The sequence below is a fragment of the Hallella absiana genome (assembly GCF_025457485.1).
GTDB lineage: Bacteria > Bacteroidota > Bacteroidia > Bacteroidales > Bacteroidaceae > Prevotella > Prevotella absiana.
In genome coordinates this window covers 60,008-76,289 of the sequence record NZ_JAMXSP010000017.1, presented here as the reverse complement: position 1 = coordinate 76,289, position 16,282 = coordinate 60,008, and the positions used below count along the sequence as shown (strand labels likewise).

The following is a 16,282-nucleotide window of genomic DNA, read 5'->3' as shown; positions in this document are numbered from 1 at the left end:
ATGAAAGCCTTCAGGTCATGCCTGAAGGGAATAAGGGATATACCCTTCTTTTTCTATAGATGTGTTACTGTCTTTGGTTAGGCAGCGGCATCTGCCCGCCACGGACAATCCCCCTTGGGCCCGAAATGCTTCTTAAACACCGTACTGAAATATTTGGAGTTCGGGAAACCGCAGCGAGTAGCCACGTCAAGGACGGGTACACCCTTCCGCAACAACGCCGCAGCCTGCTCCAATCGGATGAGTCGCATGAACTCCTGCGGCGCCTTGCCGGTGAGCGTCTTCAGGCGGCCATAGAATAGCGTACGGCTCATGGCCATCTCGCGGCAAAGATGGTTCACATCAAAGTTCTCATCGCTCAGATGGTCGAGCACCGTCTGCGTGGCTTTGTCAACAAAGGCCTGATCATCAGCATTGAGTACCTCAGGCTTAACCTCAGCCTGCTGTTCGTTGCTATCTTCTCGCTGTACAGCAAGAGGAGAGGCGTCTGACAAAGTCGATATTGTCTTCTCTTGCGGAGAGGGTATAACCGGTTCTTCACCGTCGTGAACCAATTGCAGGGCACGGCGCAAATAATATTTGCTCAAGCGGCGGCGGTTGTCGATGACATTTCGGATCTTCTTTGCCAGAATATCCGTGTCGAAAGGCTTGGAGATGTAGTCGTCGGCACCCTTGTCCAACCCCTCTATCATGAAGTCCTTACCGACTTTTGCCGTAAGCAGAATGACCGGCAGCCACGCTGTATCGGCATTTTCCTTCAGTCGACGGCAAAGTTCGTTGCCATCCATGCCACCCATCATCACGTCGGAAACCACGATGTCGCAGGTGCCCTCACGCAGATAGTCCAAAGCCGCTTCCGCGCTCTCCTTTGTAATAATATGGTAGTCGCCGGAAAATGACATACGCAAGTATCGCAACAACTCGATGTTGTCGTCGACAAAGAGGATGGTATCCTTGCCGTTCTCGTCGTCTTCCTCATCCTGCAGCAGGCTTACTTCCGCCTCTCTCTTTAGCTGGTACTCTGCAAAATCATCTTTCTGCACATTTACATTTGCGGAGTTGGGATGAGCATCTATGACAGAATCTTTGAGCGACAGACTTGTTGCCATAGCAGTGTCTTCCCGACCCTGCTGCTTATCCAGCTCCGATGCCTCCGGGAAATAGCGGCTGCCGTCGGCAGGCAGATGCACGAAGAAGGTCGTACCCTCCTGTTCTTTGCTGGTGAACGTCAGCCTGCCGTGGTGCATCTCCACCAGTCTGCGACAGAGCATCAGACCCAGTCCACTGCCCATCTGCTTGGAGTTGATGCCATTGGAGGCACGATAGAAGCTGCGGAAGATATGTCTTTGATCGCTTTCGGGAATGCCCATACCATCGTCGGCCACGCTGATGACGGTCTCACCATGCTGTTGCCATGCCTTGAGATGGATGTGACCGCCCTCCGCCGTGTATTTGATGGCATTGGAGATGAGGTTGTCGAAGAGTTTGTCGGCCATCATCGGATCGAGCCAAACCAAGGCCTCGCCCGGACAATCATCGAGCGCGAGCGTGATCTTCTTTTCCTGGGCAAGCAAGGCGAAGCGTGCGACTTGCTGTTCGAGCAGTGGTTTCAGTGCCATCGTCCTGACGTTTGGCTCGCTACTCCGCTGGTCGATCTTCTGGAAATCGAGCAAGCCCGTGATCATCTTCAACAGCTTTGCACCATTTCGGCGCGCGATGGAGAGATAGCGGGCAGACGGCGCGCTGAGCGTGCTGTCCTTGGCCATGTCGTCAAGAGGAGCCAGTACGAGACTGAGCGGCGTGCGGATGTCGTGCGCCGTGTTGACAAAGAACGAGATCTTCTCGTTGTAGTATCTCGACTCCAGTCGGTCGCGGTACCGGCGCCAGACCAGATAGACGATCGCCAGGACAATGAGCATATAGACTGTCCAAGCCAGGAAGGAGTTCCACCAAGGACGCTGGATGACAAGCGGAATATCCTTGGCGTCGATGACGCGGCCGTCGGTACGACTAAGCGCACGTATGTGGAGAGTATAGCTTCCCGACGGTACATTGGTATATCTGAGGCTTTGCAGATGCGGCATCGCGATCCATTGCTTGTCATAGCCCTCAAGGAAATACTCGTAGCGGATGTCGTGTTGAAAGCGATAGTTGATGCATTCAAAGTCGACAGTGAAGGAATTTTGAGCATAAGGCAAACTGACCGCTCCCTCGCGCAGCATGTCGAAGATACGGCGGCGCACGGCGCTGTCGCCTACCAGCTTAGTGTCGAGCGGCAGTATCGAAGTCACCCTGAGCTGTGCCGAATAGTGAGAGGGCAACACGGCAGCAGGGGCGAGCAGCACACCACCGTCGTTGCCTCCGAAGAGCAGCTTACCATCGGGCAGTTGCCAGCAGGCCATGCGGTTGTATTCCTGATCCAGTCCCTCGTAGGTGCTGAGCTGACGCACGCGTCGTGTACGGCCGTCGAAGCTACAGAGTCCGCGGTCGGTACTGACCATCAGCAGTCCTTGGGCACCATGACAGATGCCTGCAATCGTGTTTGACTGTAGTCCCTGACGTGTAGAGATCTGCCAATATTCCTTAGTAAGCGTATCGTAGTGGTAGATGCCGCCGCCGTCAGTTCCCAGCCAAAAGGCATGGTCGCCGTCGGCAATGATGGAGTTGATGAAACAACAGATGTCTTTGTCTCCGAAGTCGCCGGGATTGAAATAGTGGTCAAAACGCCATGTACGGACATCGACAACACAGAATCCCGACGTTGTACCCACCGCCATCTTGCCGCCAATGGCTGTCAGGCATTCAGCTTCCCGTATGGGCAAGTCGTGAGCTTTGCCATTAACAATGCAGGACAGCGGGCCGTCGATAGCCCCCACCCACAATTGTCCGAGGTGGTCACAAGCCAAACTGGTAACATACTCTGACGGCAGGTTTCCCAACGACCGGCTATAGGTGGCCGTTGCTGTTCCCGTCGTGCTGACCGCAAAGACACCGTTGCCGTAGGTGCCTGCCCACACACCACCACTGCCCGACGGGCACAGCGCCACCACCACGCGCCCTTGCAGGCTGTGCGTCCAGCGGCCGGAGGCGGGATGATAAGCCGACAGACCGAGATTGGTACCGAACCACAGCGTACCGTCGGCAGTGGCGCAGACAGCATTCACGCTGTTGTCGAGCAGCGAGTTGACATCCTTATACTCATGCCGGAACAGCTGATAGCCCGCCCAGCGGGGCATAGCTATGTCGACACCTCCCGTGTAGCTGCCCATCCAAATGTTGTGTTGCCGGTCCACCGTGATGGTGTAGATACCGTTACCGCTCAGTGCGTTGCGCGTGTCATCCGATACGTTGAACAGCAGCCTGCCCTGCAATTTCTGACGGTCAAAAGCGTAGACGCCCTCTCCGTCGACACCTACAAGCACCGTCTCTTGTCCCAAGGGTGTGATGGCTCTGACGGGGTGCTGTATCTGAGGTAGCGGAGAGATTGCGACAGCACGATGGGCCTTGAGACTGTAGACACGAACACCCTGCACAAACGTGCCTAACCATAGCCGCTGCGAAGAGGTATCGAAATAGAGCGACTGTGCTTCCAGACCCTCCAGTCCCGCCAATGTTTTCCATTTCTTGCCGGACTGTGCGAGTACTGCCGAGGTTGTGGCGATGAAGAGCCGGTCATGGTTGTCAGCCGTGATCACGTTGACTTCCTGCGTGGGTCCGGCAAGCGACATGCGTCCATGAGCATAGCAATAAAGTCCGTTGCGCGCGGCCAGCCACAGCCGGTGGTGCCGGTCGATATACAGATCGTTGAGTTTGAGATAGCCCTGAAACCACTTGCTCAGGCTCACCACATGCTCGAAGCGGTCCAAGGCCGAGCTATACCTATATATATTACCCTTGTTGTCGTAGGCATAGAGCGTGTCGCCGTCTTGCCGCAACGAAAAGATGCGGCCGGCGGCATTGCTGTAGACACGGTCGCTGCTGAGCCGGTAGACCTTCATCACGCTGCCGTTGTAGCGGTTGACACCGTTCTTTGTTGCGATCCACATCACGTCGTCGCGGTCCTGAAGGATCGAGAACACACGCATGTTGTCCAACCCCTCGGCCAGCCCTATGTGGCGGACCTGATAGGCGGGAGCAGGCATTGGAGTACTCTGTGCTGCTAAGGCTGTCAGCAGAAGACTCACTAATAATAATAGGTGTCGCAACTGTTTCATGTGGCAAATTTAATAAATAAGCGTTAATATTGTACCTTTTTCATGGTAAAAATGTCAGAAAAGAAACCTTTTTTGGCGGTGCTCGGTATCATTTCTATGAATATCATCGTAACTTTGCCAGCGTTATCACATCATCAGCAATTCATATCTTTATCAATTCATACCTATGACAAGAAGCAAAAACATACTGCTATTACTGGCCTGCTGGCTGTGCTCAGCATGGCTCGCAATACCTGCGGGAGCCGCTACAACGGCCGAAGAAATGAACATCGACGCCAAGGCATGGGCTTCGTCTGTCGTGCTCGGATGGAATCTCGGCAACAGTCTCGAAAGCAAAGGCAACGACGAGACGGCATGGGGCAACCCAATGACAACGCGCGAGATGATCAAGGCTGTGAAGGCACAGGGCTTCAACTGCATTCGCATACCCGTACAGTGGGGCTGCCATCTCGCCGACGAGAAGACGATGACCATCGACAGCAAGTGGATGAACCGCGTGGAGGAGGTGGTCAACTACTGCTTGGACGAGAAGATGAAAGTCATTATCAACACGCACCACGAGGCTTGGCTGGAGCAGCATCCCTTCTTTGCACAGCAGAAAGAAAACAACGAGAAACTTGCCGCGCTGTGGCAGCAGATCGCCACACGCTTCAAGGATTATGGTCCAGACCTGGCCTTTGCCGGCATCAACGAGACGCAGGTCAACTGGCAGGCACCGACTCAGGAGCAGGCCGACGTGGAGAACAGCTACAACCAAACGTTCATCAACGCCGTGCGCGCCACGGGTGGCAACAACGCCGAGCGCGTGCTCATCGTGCAGACCTACTCCTGCAATCCCGACTACGGCTTTCAGCATTTCGTCATCCCCAACGATCCGGCCAAAGACCGCCTGTGCGTTGAGTTCCACTACTACAATCCCTACAACTATTGCAGTGGCAAAGAGGGCTGCTACTACTATTGGGGACAGGCTTTCAAAGACAAAGGCAAGATTTCTCCCGACGACGAGAGCCAGCTGACAAAAACCTTCGACAAGGCCAAGACGCTATGGGCCGACAAAGGCCTCGGCGTGATCATCGGCGAGTTGGGTGTCTCTACTCACTTCACCAGCGACGACCGCGCTACCCAACTCGACAATGAGAAATACTATCTCCAGCAGCTCGTCAAGGAGGCCCGCAAGCGTGGCTTTGCACCCATCGTGTGGGACAACAACACGTTTGGCAACGGCAGTGAAATCTACGGCATCTTCAACCGTAATAATCATATGAGTGTCGACGCACCGTGGCTCTTGCAGGGCTTGCAGCTCGGAGCCGGGCTGGAGCCCTATAAGGAAAAGGCAGAGAACGGCGTCTTCTGGGAAGGTGATGCGCTGCTCAACTGGAGCGAGGGCCTGCAACTGAAGATCCCGGCAAATAAGTTCAACGGCTTCACTGCCAAGGGACGGCTGATGCTGACCATCGGGCAGGTGCCTTCTGCCGACTATGAGCAGTTGCAACTGATGTATGGCGACTGGAGCGGTAAAGTCAACTTTAAAATAAACGGCAAAAACTATAAGGGCAGCTACGATCCCAAAGCGGCTCAGGGCACCAATGACAGAACCTATTCGCTGAGCCTGAGCTTCGATGCCGCCACATTGGCAAAGCTACAAACCAAAGGCCTCATCATGCAGGGCTACGGCGTAAGACTGAAGAATGTGATCATCATGCCACAGGGCATGACCACCGCCATCTTTAATCTGGCAATGACCGGCAACGGTCAGCAGAGGTGCTACGACCTTACCGGCAGAACCGTTCCCGACAGCTTTCGCGGTCTGATCATCAAGGACCGTCAGCTCTGTCTTGCAAGATAAGATTGCTTCGTTCAACAATTGATACATATAAAAGGTTTCTTAGATTTCGGGATAACAGCTTCATCCCTCCTGCTCCCAACGTGTCTCACGCCATAGAGCCGGAGGGATGTTTGCACTATACGCGAATATATATCGCACTAACTATCAGCAAAAGAAATCTCAAATTCTTGATAACCTTCCTCATCCTGTATTCCCTAAAGAAAGATGTAGCAGACCACTTCTATCTATCTAATAGGATTCCTTGACGTAATGGCTGTAAAGATTAATTAGGGCGTAAATAGGGCTACTTTAAAATCTCTAATTCTGCCAAATTGGTTCTTGTTCCCAGTTAGATGGGAATCCCATGGCTTGGATGTCTATATTAGGAAATTGTGCAAGTAAATCAAGAAGATTCTTCTTCATATGATTATTTTGCGAAATAACATCAACGAAATACTTAATGATACATAGATTAAAGTATATTCTTAAAGAATCTGTAGGCAGTGTAATCCATGGACGTAACATTGTGTTTGGTATCGTTGCCCTAATGGTATTTCGTTTGTTCCATACACGTGCATGATGACAGCATGCATTTCGAGTGAGCGTAATGATGGTCAGCCGTGATTCAAAAGGCTTAATCTGTAGATCAAAATATTGGGAGATACGAGGGCTACTATAATGTTTGTTGAACAGCCTCGTCATATTAAAAAAAACGACCCGCTCATTTGAGCATCGTTGAGAGGCTTGGCGGGTTCTAGTGGTTGCAAAGGTAAGAAATAAATTCTGAATTAGCAAATTATTAGCTGACTTTTATTTATTCTTGTACTTTTTCTTCGTCAAATGTCAGCAGAGGTGCTACGACCTTACCGGCAGAACCGTTCCCGACAGCTTTCGCGGTCTGATCATCAAGGACCGTCAGCTCTGTCTCGCAAGATAAGATTGCTTCGTTCTACAACTGATACATATAATAGGTTTCTTAGATTTCGGGATAACAGCTTCGTCCCTCCTGCTCGCGCCATAGAGCCAGGAGGGATGTTTGCGCTGATCAGTATAAAAAACAATTGCGTTTACTTGCAAAATCCAAAGTTTCTTCTTATCTTTGCTATTGAAAGGAAACGTAACAAGTGTAAAATATGGAAAATACAGTAAGAACACGACCGGAAGCTATAGCAAGATTTAAAGCTGCTAAAGAAAGGAAAAGAATAGTGGTAGAAGAGCTTAAAAAGGAATTGAGCGAAAGTTTCGAAAAACGTACCGGCAAGAAACCTACCTCTTTCTTTGTGCTATGAAGGTGTTACATATCTTTTCAATCAAAAGCCAAAAAGATAAAAGACTACTTTAATAATACCATGCGAGAATGAGATATTCTCGTTTTTTTTGTTTCTATTACATCTCCGCCGACATCGCTTTTGTCAGCTACGAAACCTTCATTGTCAGTATTCTAACCTCTGTCAGACATATAAAGCCTAACTTTGCAACCAGCTTAATAACACCGAAATAAGTAAAACCTAAGTATACAGACAATGAAGAAAAGTAATCGGAATCTTCTGTGCATGACCAGCGTCTGCGCCGCTCTTCTTGCTCTCAACGTCCAGCCTGCTTTCAGTGCTGAGACTCCGGGAGTGAGCACCACGCAACAGAGCCATGCGATTCAGGGTACCGTCACCGACGGCAATGAACCCATCATCGGCGCCAGCGTGATGGTGAAAGGTAAAAACCAAGGTGCTGTCACCGACATGGACGGTCACTTCACCCTCGACGTAGTGCCCGGCACGGAACTCGTCATCTCTTATCTGGGTTATCAGCCCAAGACCGTGAAAGCCGCAGCAGGCATGAAGGTCACCCTCAGCGAGGACAGCAAAAACCTCAAGGAGATTGTCGTCACCGCGCTTGGCATCAAGCGCGACCGCAAGGCACTGGGCTACGGTCTCAGTGAGATCAAAGGCGAAGAACTCACGAAAGCAAAGGAGACCAATGTCATCAACTCGCTCGCCGGTAAGGTCGCCGGCCTCGTGGTGCAGAACACTGCCGGTGGTGCCAGCGGTTCCACACGCGTGCTGCTTCGTGGCAACACCGAGATGACGGGCAACAACCAGCCGCTCTATGTCGTCGACGGCGTGCCTTTGGACAATACCAACTTCGGCAGTGCCGGACAGGCAGGCGGTTACGACCTCGGTGACGGTATCTCGGCGATCAACCCCGACGACATCGAGACGATGACCGTCCTCAAAGGTCCTGCTGCCTCAGCACTCTACGGCAGCCGTGCCTCCCATGGCGTGATCCTCATCACCACGAAGAAAGCTGCCAAGGACAAGGTCAGCGTGGAGTACAACGGTAGCATCACCATGGACAAGCAGCTGGCCAAATGGGACAACATCCAGCAGGTCTATGGTATGGGCAACGGCGGACAATATCTCGAAACGACCACTTCCGGTACCAACATGAGCTGGGGACCGAAGGCCGACGATTATCTCGTGAAGTACTTCGACGGTCAGCAGCGTCCTTTCCAGATCTGGCCCAACAACACTTCGAACTTCTTCCGCACGGGTCTCACCGCACAAAACACCGCCGTGCTCTCCGTCAGTTCGGGTAAGACAGGCGTGCGCTTCTCCATGACCGACATGCGCAACAAGGACATCCTGCCCAACACCCACATGAACCGCGACAACTTCAACCTGCGTGCCACCACATCGGCCGGACCCGTAGACTTTGACTTCACCGCCAACTACACACGCGAGAATGTGAAGAACCGTCCGGCGCTCGGCGACTCGCAGAGCAATGTCGGCAAGAACCTGATGACGCTCGCCTCTACCTACAACCAGGCGTGGCTGCGCACCTATCAGAACGCCGACGGCACCTATGCCAACTGGAACGGACTCGACCAATACAACAAGAACCCGTACTGGGACCTGTACAAGAACAAGAATACTTCCGCCAAGGATGTCTTCCGCTTTACCGGTAAGGCTATCTGGAACATTGCCGAAGGACTGAAACTCCAGGGAACTGTGGGTACAGACATCAACAACATGACCTTCGACGACTTCGTGGCAAAGACCACGCCGGGCCAGGCTGCCGGTTCACTGACCAATCAGGTGTTCCACAACCGCACGCTCAATGCCGAACTCCTCATGCTCTACAACCATAGCTGGGGCGACTTTGACCTCAACGCTACACTGGGCGGCAACATCTTCAAGGTCGACAACAAGACCTACACCATGAAGGGGCTCAACCAGCAGATGATGAACTTGGAGACGATCATGAACTACTCCGAGCAACACGTACAGCAAGACACTTATAAGAAGCAGATCAACTCACTCTACGGCAGCGCCTCGCTGGGATATAAGCATACCTATTATCTCGAGGGCACGCTGCGTGGCGACAAGAGTTCTACCCTGCCTCTTGACCACAACACCTACGTCTATCCTTCTGTATCGGGCAGCATGGTGTTCTCGGAATTCATCAAGAACAAGCGCATCATCAGCTTTGGTAAGGTGCGCGCCTCTTGGGCAAAGGTGGGTAGCGACACCGATCCTTATCAGCTCGCGCTGAACTACGCTACGGCAAAGTACAGTTATCCGGGCTTTACCATCGGCATGATCAACAACTACACGCAGCCCAACAAGGACCTCAAGCCTACGATGACCAGCTCCTATGAGCTCGGTTTGGAGATGAAGTTCTTCAACTATCGCATGGGACTCGACGTCACTTACTACAATCAGAACTCGCGCGATCAGATCATCCGTCTGGCTTCCTCTTCCACCAGCGGCTATGCCAACCGACTCATCAACGCCGGTGAGATTCAGAACCGCGGCGTGGAGATTGCCCTCAACGGACGTGCACTGCAGCTCAAGGACTTCGCTTGGGACTTGGGCGTAAACTTCTCCAAAAATAATAATAAGGTGAAGAAGCTCGTCGACGGCATGGACTATTTCGAGCTTGAGAAGGCCACCTGGTGCGGCGTGAGCGTCGGCGCTGAGGTCGGACAGAACTATGGTTCCATCGTCGGCAAGGACTTCAAGCGCACCGCTGACGGTCAGGTCATCATCAACTCTGAGACCGGTATGCCGATCATCGACGACAAGACCCACGTGCTCGGCAACGCTTCTTGGGACTGGACAGGCGGTTGGTACACCACCTTCTCCTACAAGAACTTCCGTCTTTCGGCCTCCTTCGACGTGAAGGTTGGTGCTGATCTCTTCTCCATGTCCATGCGCTCGGCCTACCAGACCGGTAAGGCCAAGGAGACACTCGCCGGACGTGAGGAGTGGTATCAGTCCGAGGAAGCACGTCTCGCCGCCGGAAAGACCATTGCAGAGTGGCGCGCTGAGGGCAAGGCCCGCGGCTATGTTGTCCCCGGCGTCATCGAGCAGGCCGACGGCAGCTTCAAGGCTAACGACATCCCCGTCAACCCCGAGGCTTACTGGAAGAGTGCTGCCGACAACGCTCCTTCGATGTTTATCTATGACAACTCCTATGTCAAGTGCCGTGAGATCACCTTCGGCTACACCTTCCCCGAGAAGATGCTGGGCAACTTCGTCAAAGGACTCACCGTTAGCTTCGTAGCCCGCAACCCGTTCATCGTGTGGAAAAATATCCCCAACATCGACCCCGACTCCGGCTACAACACCTCCGGACTCGGACTGGAGTATGGCTCTCTGCCCTCCCGCCGCAGCTACGGCCTCAACGTCAACGTGAAGTTCTAAACAATGAATGGCAGCCACAACGGCTCCATTCCTAAAATATCAAGCTATCATGAAATCACTCATCAAGAAACATACAGCTAAGGGTCTGCTCTCTCTGGCCTTCGCATTGCCTCTGGCGTGCGGCGTGATGACATCGTGCTCCGACGACCACATGGCTTCTGTCAACACCGATGACAGCAAGAGCGAGACCATCGACCCCAACAACCAGCTGACTACGGCACTGCTACAGACCTACGGCGACTTTAGCCTCATGGACACCTACCGAAGCTATATCACCGGGTTCACACAGCACTTCGCCGGTGCCTGGAACGTGACTAACTATGCCGGAAGTGTACACGCCAACGACGACCAGAGTCGTCTGCTCTGGGATCGCTACTACTCCGTGGCCATCAAAAACCTCGTCGACGCCATCAACGCCACACAGGAAGGCCAGCCCGCCCTCAACGCTGCACTGCGCATCCACCGCGTCTACCTGATGTCGGTGCTCACCGACACCTATGGCGACATCCCCTGCTCGGAAGCCGGACTGGGATATATCAAAGGCATCTCCAACCCCGTCTATGACAAGCAGGAGGATATCTACAACGCTTTCTTCACTGAGCTCAAGGCTTGTGTCGACCAACTCGACAATGCCAACGACCGCATCACGGGCGACGTGACCAGTCTGAAAGGTGACCGCCAGGCTTGGCAACGCTATGCCAACAGTCTGCGCCTGCGCTTTGCCATGCGCATCTCCGACGTCAATCCCGAGAAAGCAAAACTGGAGTTCGAGGCAGCGCTCAATGATCCGCACGGCTACATCGCCGACGCTTCGCAAAACGCTTACGTCATCTATGCCAACGAGCCCTTTACGCTCTATAAGGGCGCTGAGGAGTATGACTTCCGCGTCAACGCGCTCGGCGAGATTCTCTACGGCCAGGATCCTACGTCCCCGACGTTCATTAGTTCCACCTTCTTTGATTTGATGCAACAGACTGGCGATCCGCGCCTGTACCGTATCTGCCGCCACTACATCAACACGAAGCGCTCTGAAATCACGCCCGACCGCGAGGGCAACCACGATCTCACCGACGAGGTGGTTGCTTACCTCAAGCGCAGCAATACTGCAGAGGCACCCTGTGATCCGGGAGCTGCATGGTGGAACAACTGGATCAACGCTCCGGCCAACTCTGAGATTCCTACTTTGGATAAGCTGGTCAAGGACGATCCCGCTGCAGGATATGACCAAAGCAATTTCAATGCACGCATGATGCGACCCGCGCTCAACATCGACTTCGAGATGCCTGACCGTCCCGGCATTCTCATCACCTCAGCCGAAGTCTACTTCCTCAAGGCGGAGGCTAAGACCAAAGGATGGAATGTCAGTGGCGACGCCGAACAGCTCTACGACGACGGCGTGCGCGCCTCGATGAAGATGCTCAACGATTACTATCTCACGGCCTCGGAGAAGATCTCCGACGAAGAAATCAGCAAGTTCATAGCTGCCAACCCGCTCGGCAACAATCCTAAGGAAACCATCAACACGCAGGCTTGGATCCTGCACATGATGAACCCCGCCGAGGCGTGGGCTAACCTGCGCCGCAGCGACTATCCGGTGCTCAAGGATCGCTCAAAACTGGCTAAGTTCGAGAGCGACTTCACCTACGACGACAAGAATCTCACCACGCCGGTACGCCTGAAGTACCCGATGCTCGAGTCGAAATACAACAGCAAGCACTACGACGAGGCACTGCAGCGCATGGGCGGCAACGACGACTGGCACCACCGCCTGTGGTGGGACACCAAGGACATCAATGTCAAATAGACTTCATCGACCTGGTCCGACAGCGCCATGCAGCCTGCCGGGCCAATAGAACAACAAACAATTCAAGACAACGACAACCATGAAAACAATCAAGCATATCGCTCTGCGTGCTTTCGGACTGCTGATGATGGCCTGTGCCGCCACAGCGTTCACAGCCTGCTCTTCCGACGATGATCCGTTCTTCACTGCCGAGGAGACCGACGCACCGCGCATCCTCAACACCAACATCCCTGAGTGGAAGGATGGTCAGCCACAGGTGCTCGTCACGCAGAGCCGTACCAGTAATTTCGTGTTTAACATCATCGCTACGCCACGTCACTACACGACGATCTCGTGGTACCTCGACGGACAGCTTATCCACGAGGGCGACTCTATCGACCAGCCGTTGCTCGCCGGTGACCATGAACTGAAGATCGTGGCCACAACGACCAAGGGACTCTCCACCTCACGCACGACACGTGTGGTGATCACGCCCGCCGACGGCGATCCTGTGTTGGGTACCAAGGCCAAGGATCTGTGGGTGGCACCGGGAGCAAAAACCACGATCCACGGTTGCACCCACCTCGACAAGGTCGCCAAAGTGTTCATCGGTGGCAAAGAGGCTACCGCCGTCAGTGCTGAGAACGGCAATCTGACGCTCACCATGCCGACCGATCTGGCTGAGGGCGACTACCGTGTGGTGCTCCAGGACGCTGCCGGACAGCAGTATGGCGGCGGCACGATCAAAATCACCAACGAGCCGTATCCCGACAAGAGCGAGACGCTGTGGGAAGGCAGCTTCAACGTCACGTGGGGTACACCGTTCGACGCGCTCAAGGACGACTTCATCAACCATGTCCACGCCGGTACAATCCTGAAAGTCTATGTCAACGGCGACGGTCAGGGTACAGCCACCACAGCATGGTGGAACAACCTGCTCACGGGCAAGGGAGATCCCGAGCGTGGTGACATCACGATCAGTGGCAGTCAGGTACTCGAGTACGAGCTCACCGACCTCTCCATCCAACTTCTCAAGGAACAAAACGGTTTCCTGATGGTTGGAAACGGATACACCATCACTAAGGTGACGGTGGAATAAACCTACAAAAAACGCCGAGATCCCTCATAACCGCCATGGTTGTGAGGGATCTTTTTGTTCAAGAGAGACTTCGAACACCCTTTATACGCATCACTCCCAATGCAATTAGTCCGTCAAAGGATCAATCCTACGGAAGTAGTTATGCCAAAGAGGAACATATTTCGGGCGGTTTCTCCCAACACCTTATTTAATTCACGTCCATGATCGATCTTCAACAGATGGACGAAAGCCAGCGTATGCAAGGGCAGATAGACGATCAACGGAAGAAGGAAAGCCCATAGATGACCTTCAACGATAAAGACGACATTCAACAGCAACGCCACTACGCCGGACAGGAGATAGAGGATCTCGCCTCCGCGATGGCCGACTCTGACGACCAGCGTCATTTTTCCGTCGCGCCGGTCATTGTCGATGTCGCGATTGTTGTTGATTAATAATAAGGTGTCGATGACAAAACCGCAGGCCAACGAAGCCAGGAACACGGTCAGCGTCACCGTTCGCGGACCCTCCGGCAAACAAAGATAATAGGTCAGACAAACGGGAACGATGCCAAAGAACACCAGCACGAGCATGTCGCCCAAACCCAGATAGGAGAGCTTGGTGGTATAAAGAAAACAGAAGAGCACGCACAGTGCACCGACGAGAATCATCTCCAGTCCACCAAACAACACCAAGGGCAAGCCGACAACACAGCCGAGTGCCGTGGTGATGAGCAGTGCCTTGCGCATGGCACCTTCGGTCACCCACCCCATAGAGCAGGCACGCTGCGGGCCGAGTCGCGTTGCCGCATCGTCGTTGCCACGCTTGAAATCGAAATAGTCGTTGACGAAGTTGGCATCTATCTGCATGATAAACGCAAAGAGAAAGCACAGTACACAAGGCAACCAGGCTATCGCCCAGCCATGATCAGCTATCGTCAATGCCGTGCCGATCATCACCGGCACAGCAGCCCCCGTCAATGTCTTGGGGCGCGCGGCTAACAGCCAGGCACGGAAGGAATTAGTTTTTACGTTATTTTCTTCTATCATCTTCTTGTCTGTATTTAATCTGTCGATCAGAGAGAAAAAGCGACAGCCTCCCTGACCGTATTCAACAAAAAGAGCCTCAGCCTACGATAAGCATCGTCGACTGAGGCTTTTTCATAATTATGATTACTGTCAGGCATAATCTCCTACGCACGCTTTCGTAATGCTGCCGGAGGGTCTTCCTGACGGAAACTCATGGTCTTTGCTCATCCCGCGCGCGTTTAGAACTCAGCATTCTTCGGCGTACGTGGGAAAGGAATGACGTCACGGATGTTCTGCATACCCGTCACGAAGAGGATCAGACGCTCAAAGCCCAAGCCGAAACCAGCGTGAGGACAAGAGCCGAACTTACGTGTATCGAGATACCACTTATAGTTGTTCTCATCCATGCCGCGAGCCTCGATCTCGTCGAGCAACTTCTGATAGTTCTCCTCACGGACCGAACCGCCGATGATCTCGCCAATGCGCGGGAAGAGCACGTCAGTGCCCTGCATCGTCTTGCCGTCGGCATTCTTCTTCATGTAAAACGCCTTGATCTCGGAAGGATAGTCGGTCATGATCACCGGACGCTTGAAGTGCTGCTCTACGAGGTAACGCTCATGTTCACTGCTGAGATCCATGCCCCAACCGGTGACAGGGAATTCAAACTTATGTCCGTCCTTGACAGCCTGCTCCAGAATGCGGATGCCCTCGGTATAAGGCAGGCGTACGAAGTCCTCCTTGATGACAGACTCCAACGTAGCGATCAGCGTCTTGTCGATCATCTTGTTGAGGAACTCCAAGTCGTCCTTGCAGTTGTCCAAAGCCCACTTCACGCAGTACTTGATGAAGTCTTCCTCAAGGTCCATCAGCTCGTCCTTGTCGATGAAGGCAACCTCCGGCTCGATCATCCAGAACTCAGCCAAGTGACGCGGCGTGTTGCTGTTCTCAGCACGGAAGGTAGGACCGAAGGTGTAGATAGCGCCCAAGGCTGTGGCACCGAGCTCACCCTCAAGCTGACCGCTCACGGTGAGGTTGGTCTTACGTCCGAAGAAGTCCTTATCATACTCTACCTTGCCACTCTTAGCCACACGGTCGAGGTCGAGGGTAGTCACCTGGAACATAGATCCGGCACCCTCAGCATCGCTGGCAGTGATCAGCGGCGTGTTGAAGTAGTAGAAGCCATGGTCATGAAAATACTTATGGATGGCGATAGCCATGTTGTGACGGATGCGGAAGACAGCACCGAAAGTGTTGGTGCGCAGACGCAGGTGAGCGTACTGACGCATATACTCGAAGCTCTGTCCCTTCTTCTGCATAGGATAGTCGCTTGGGCAACCACCGTAGAGCTCCAGCTCAGAAGCCTGGATCTCGCAGGTCTGTCCTTTGCCCTGGCTCTCGACGAGCTTACCGGTGGCGCGAATGCACGCACCGGTAGTGATGCTCTTGAGCAACTCCTCATCCACCGTCGAAGGATCAACGACAATCTGAATGTTCTTAATGGTCGAACCGTCGTTCAAGGCAATGAAGTCCACCGCCTTGCTGCTACGATGCGAGCGCACCCAGCCTTTGACAGTCATCTCTTTTCCAAAGTCGGTGCTCCGCAGGGCATCAACCACTTTTGTTCTACTCATGATATGTCTCTCTTTGTTGATTC

At 53.4% G+C, this 16,282-nt stretch carries 9 protein-coding genes; 5 read left to right on the top strand and 4 right to left on the bottom strand.

Annotated elements, in window-relative coordinates:
- Positions 1–77: 77 nt before the first annotated feature.
- Entirely contained in the window at positions 78–4,211 is a 4,134-nt protein-coding gene (locus NG346_RS09670; RefSeq protein ID WP_262279993.1) for a hybrid sensor histidine kinase/response regulator transcription factor, read from the bottom strand.
- A gap of 166 nt (positions 4,212–4,377) precedes the next feature.
- Between NG346_RS09670 and NG346_RS09665 the strand changes: the two genes are divergently transcribed.
- Complete coding sequence (locus tag NG346_RS09665) at positions 4,378–6,057, top strand: glycoside hydrolase family 5 protein (protein WP_262279992.1); 1,680 nt, start codon at positions 4,378–4,380, stop codon at positions 6,055–6,057.
- A 297-nt stretch (positions 6,058–6,354) separates the two neighbouring features.
- Here NG346_RS09665 and NG346_RS09660 read toward each other — a convergent pair whose 3' ends face one another.
- Positions 6,355–6,738 carry an Abi family protein gene (locus tag NG346_RS09660; RefSeq protein ID WP_262279991.1) on the bottom strand — a complete coding sequence of 128 codons (384 nt, stop codon included), beginning with the start codon at positions 6,736–6,738 and terminating at the stop codon, positions 6,355–6,357.
- Positions 6,739–7,169: 431 nt separating this feature from the next.
- On the opposite strand from NG346_RS09660, the gene NG346_RS09655 reads away from it, so the two are divergent.
- From NG346_RS09655 to NG346_RS09640, 4 genes are all read left to right on the top strand, one after another.
- Entirely contained in the window at positions 7,170–7,325 is a 156-nt protein-coding gene (locus NG346_RS09655) for a hypothetical protein (protein ID WP_262279990.1), read from the top strand.
- A gap of 234 nt (positions 7,326–7,559) precedes the next feature.
- Positions 7,560–10,739 (top strand): SusC/RagA family TonB-linked outer membrane protein, encoded by a 3,180-nt coding sequence (locus tag NG346_RS09650; RefSeq protein ID WP_262279989.1) that lies wholly within the window; start codon positions 7,560–7,562, stop codon positions 10,737–10,739.
- Between the two features lie 49 nt (positions 10,740–10,788).
- Complete coding sequence (locus NG346_RS09645; protein ID WP_262279988.1) at positions 10,789–12,543, top strand: SusD/RagB family nutrient-binding outer membrane lipoprotein; 1,755 nt, start codon at positions 10,789–10,791, stop codon at positions 12,541–12,543.
- Between the two features lie 79 nt (positions 12,544–12,622).
- On the top strand, positions 12,623–13,621 hold the full coding sequence (locus NG346_RS09640) for a hypothetical protein (RefSeq protein ID WP_262279987.1): 999 nt from the start codon (positions 12,623–12,625) through the stop codon (positions 13,619–13,621).
- 113 nt (positions 13,622–13,734) lie between these two features.
- Here NG346_RS09640 and menA read toward each other — a convergent pair whose 3' ends face one another.
- On the bottom strand, positions 13,735–14,646 hold the full coding sequence (menA, locus tag NG346_RS09635) for a 1,4-dihydroxy-2-naphthoate octaprenyltransferase (protein ID WP_262279997.1): 912 nt from the start codon (positions 14,644–14,646) through the stop codon (positions 13,735–13,737).
- Between the two features lie 221 nt (positions 14,647–14,867).
- A complete protein-coding gene (gene asnS, locus NG346_RS09630) occupies positions 14,868–16,259 on the bottom strand; it encodes an asparagine--tRNA ligase (protein ID WP_154533620.1) in 1,392 nt (463 codons plus the stop codon).
- Positions 16,260–16,282 lie beyond the last annotated feature (23 nt).

Coding starts and splice junctions, on each gene's coding strand:
- NG346_RS09670 (WP_262279993.1), bottom strand. CDS start 4,211: ATGAAACAGTTGCGACACCTATTATTATTAGTGAGTCTTCTGCTGACA.
- NG346_RS09640 (WP_262279987.1), top strand. CDS start 12,623: ATGAAAACAATCAAGCATATCGCTCTGCGTGCTTTCGGACTGCTGATG.
- NG346_RS09660 (WP_262279991.1), bottom strand. CDS start 6,738: ATGACGAGGCTGTTCAACAAACATTATAGTAGCCCTCGTATCTCCCAA.
- NG346_RS09655 (WP_262279990.1), top strand. CDS start 7,170: ATGGAAAATACAGTAAGAACACGACCGGAAGCTATAGCAAGATTTAAA.
- NG346_RS09645 (WP_262279988.1), top strand. CDS start 10,789: ATGAAATCACTCATCAAGAAACATACAGCTAAGGGTCTGCTCTCTCTG.
- asnS (WP_154533620.1), bottom strand. CDS start 16,259: ATGAGTAGAACAAAAGTGGTTGATGCCCTGCGGAGCACCGACTTTGGA.
- NG346_RS09665 (WP_262279992.1), top strand. CDS start 4,378: ATGACAAGAAGCAAAAACATACTGCTATTACTGGCCTGCTGGCTGTGC.
- NG346_RS09650 (WP_262279989.1), top strand. CDS start 7,560: ATGAAGAAAAGTAATCGGAATCTTCTGTGCATGACCAGCGTCTGCGCC.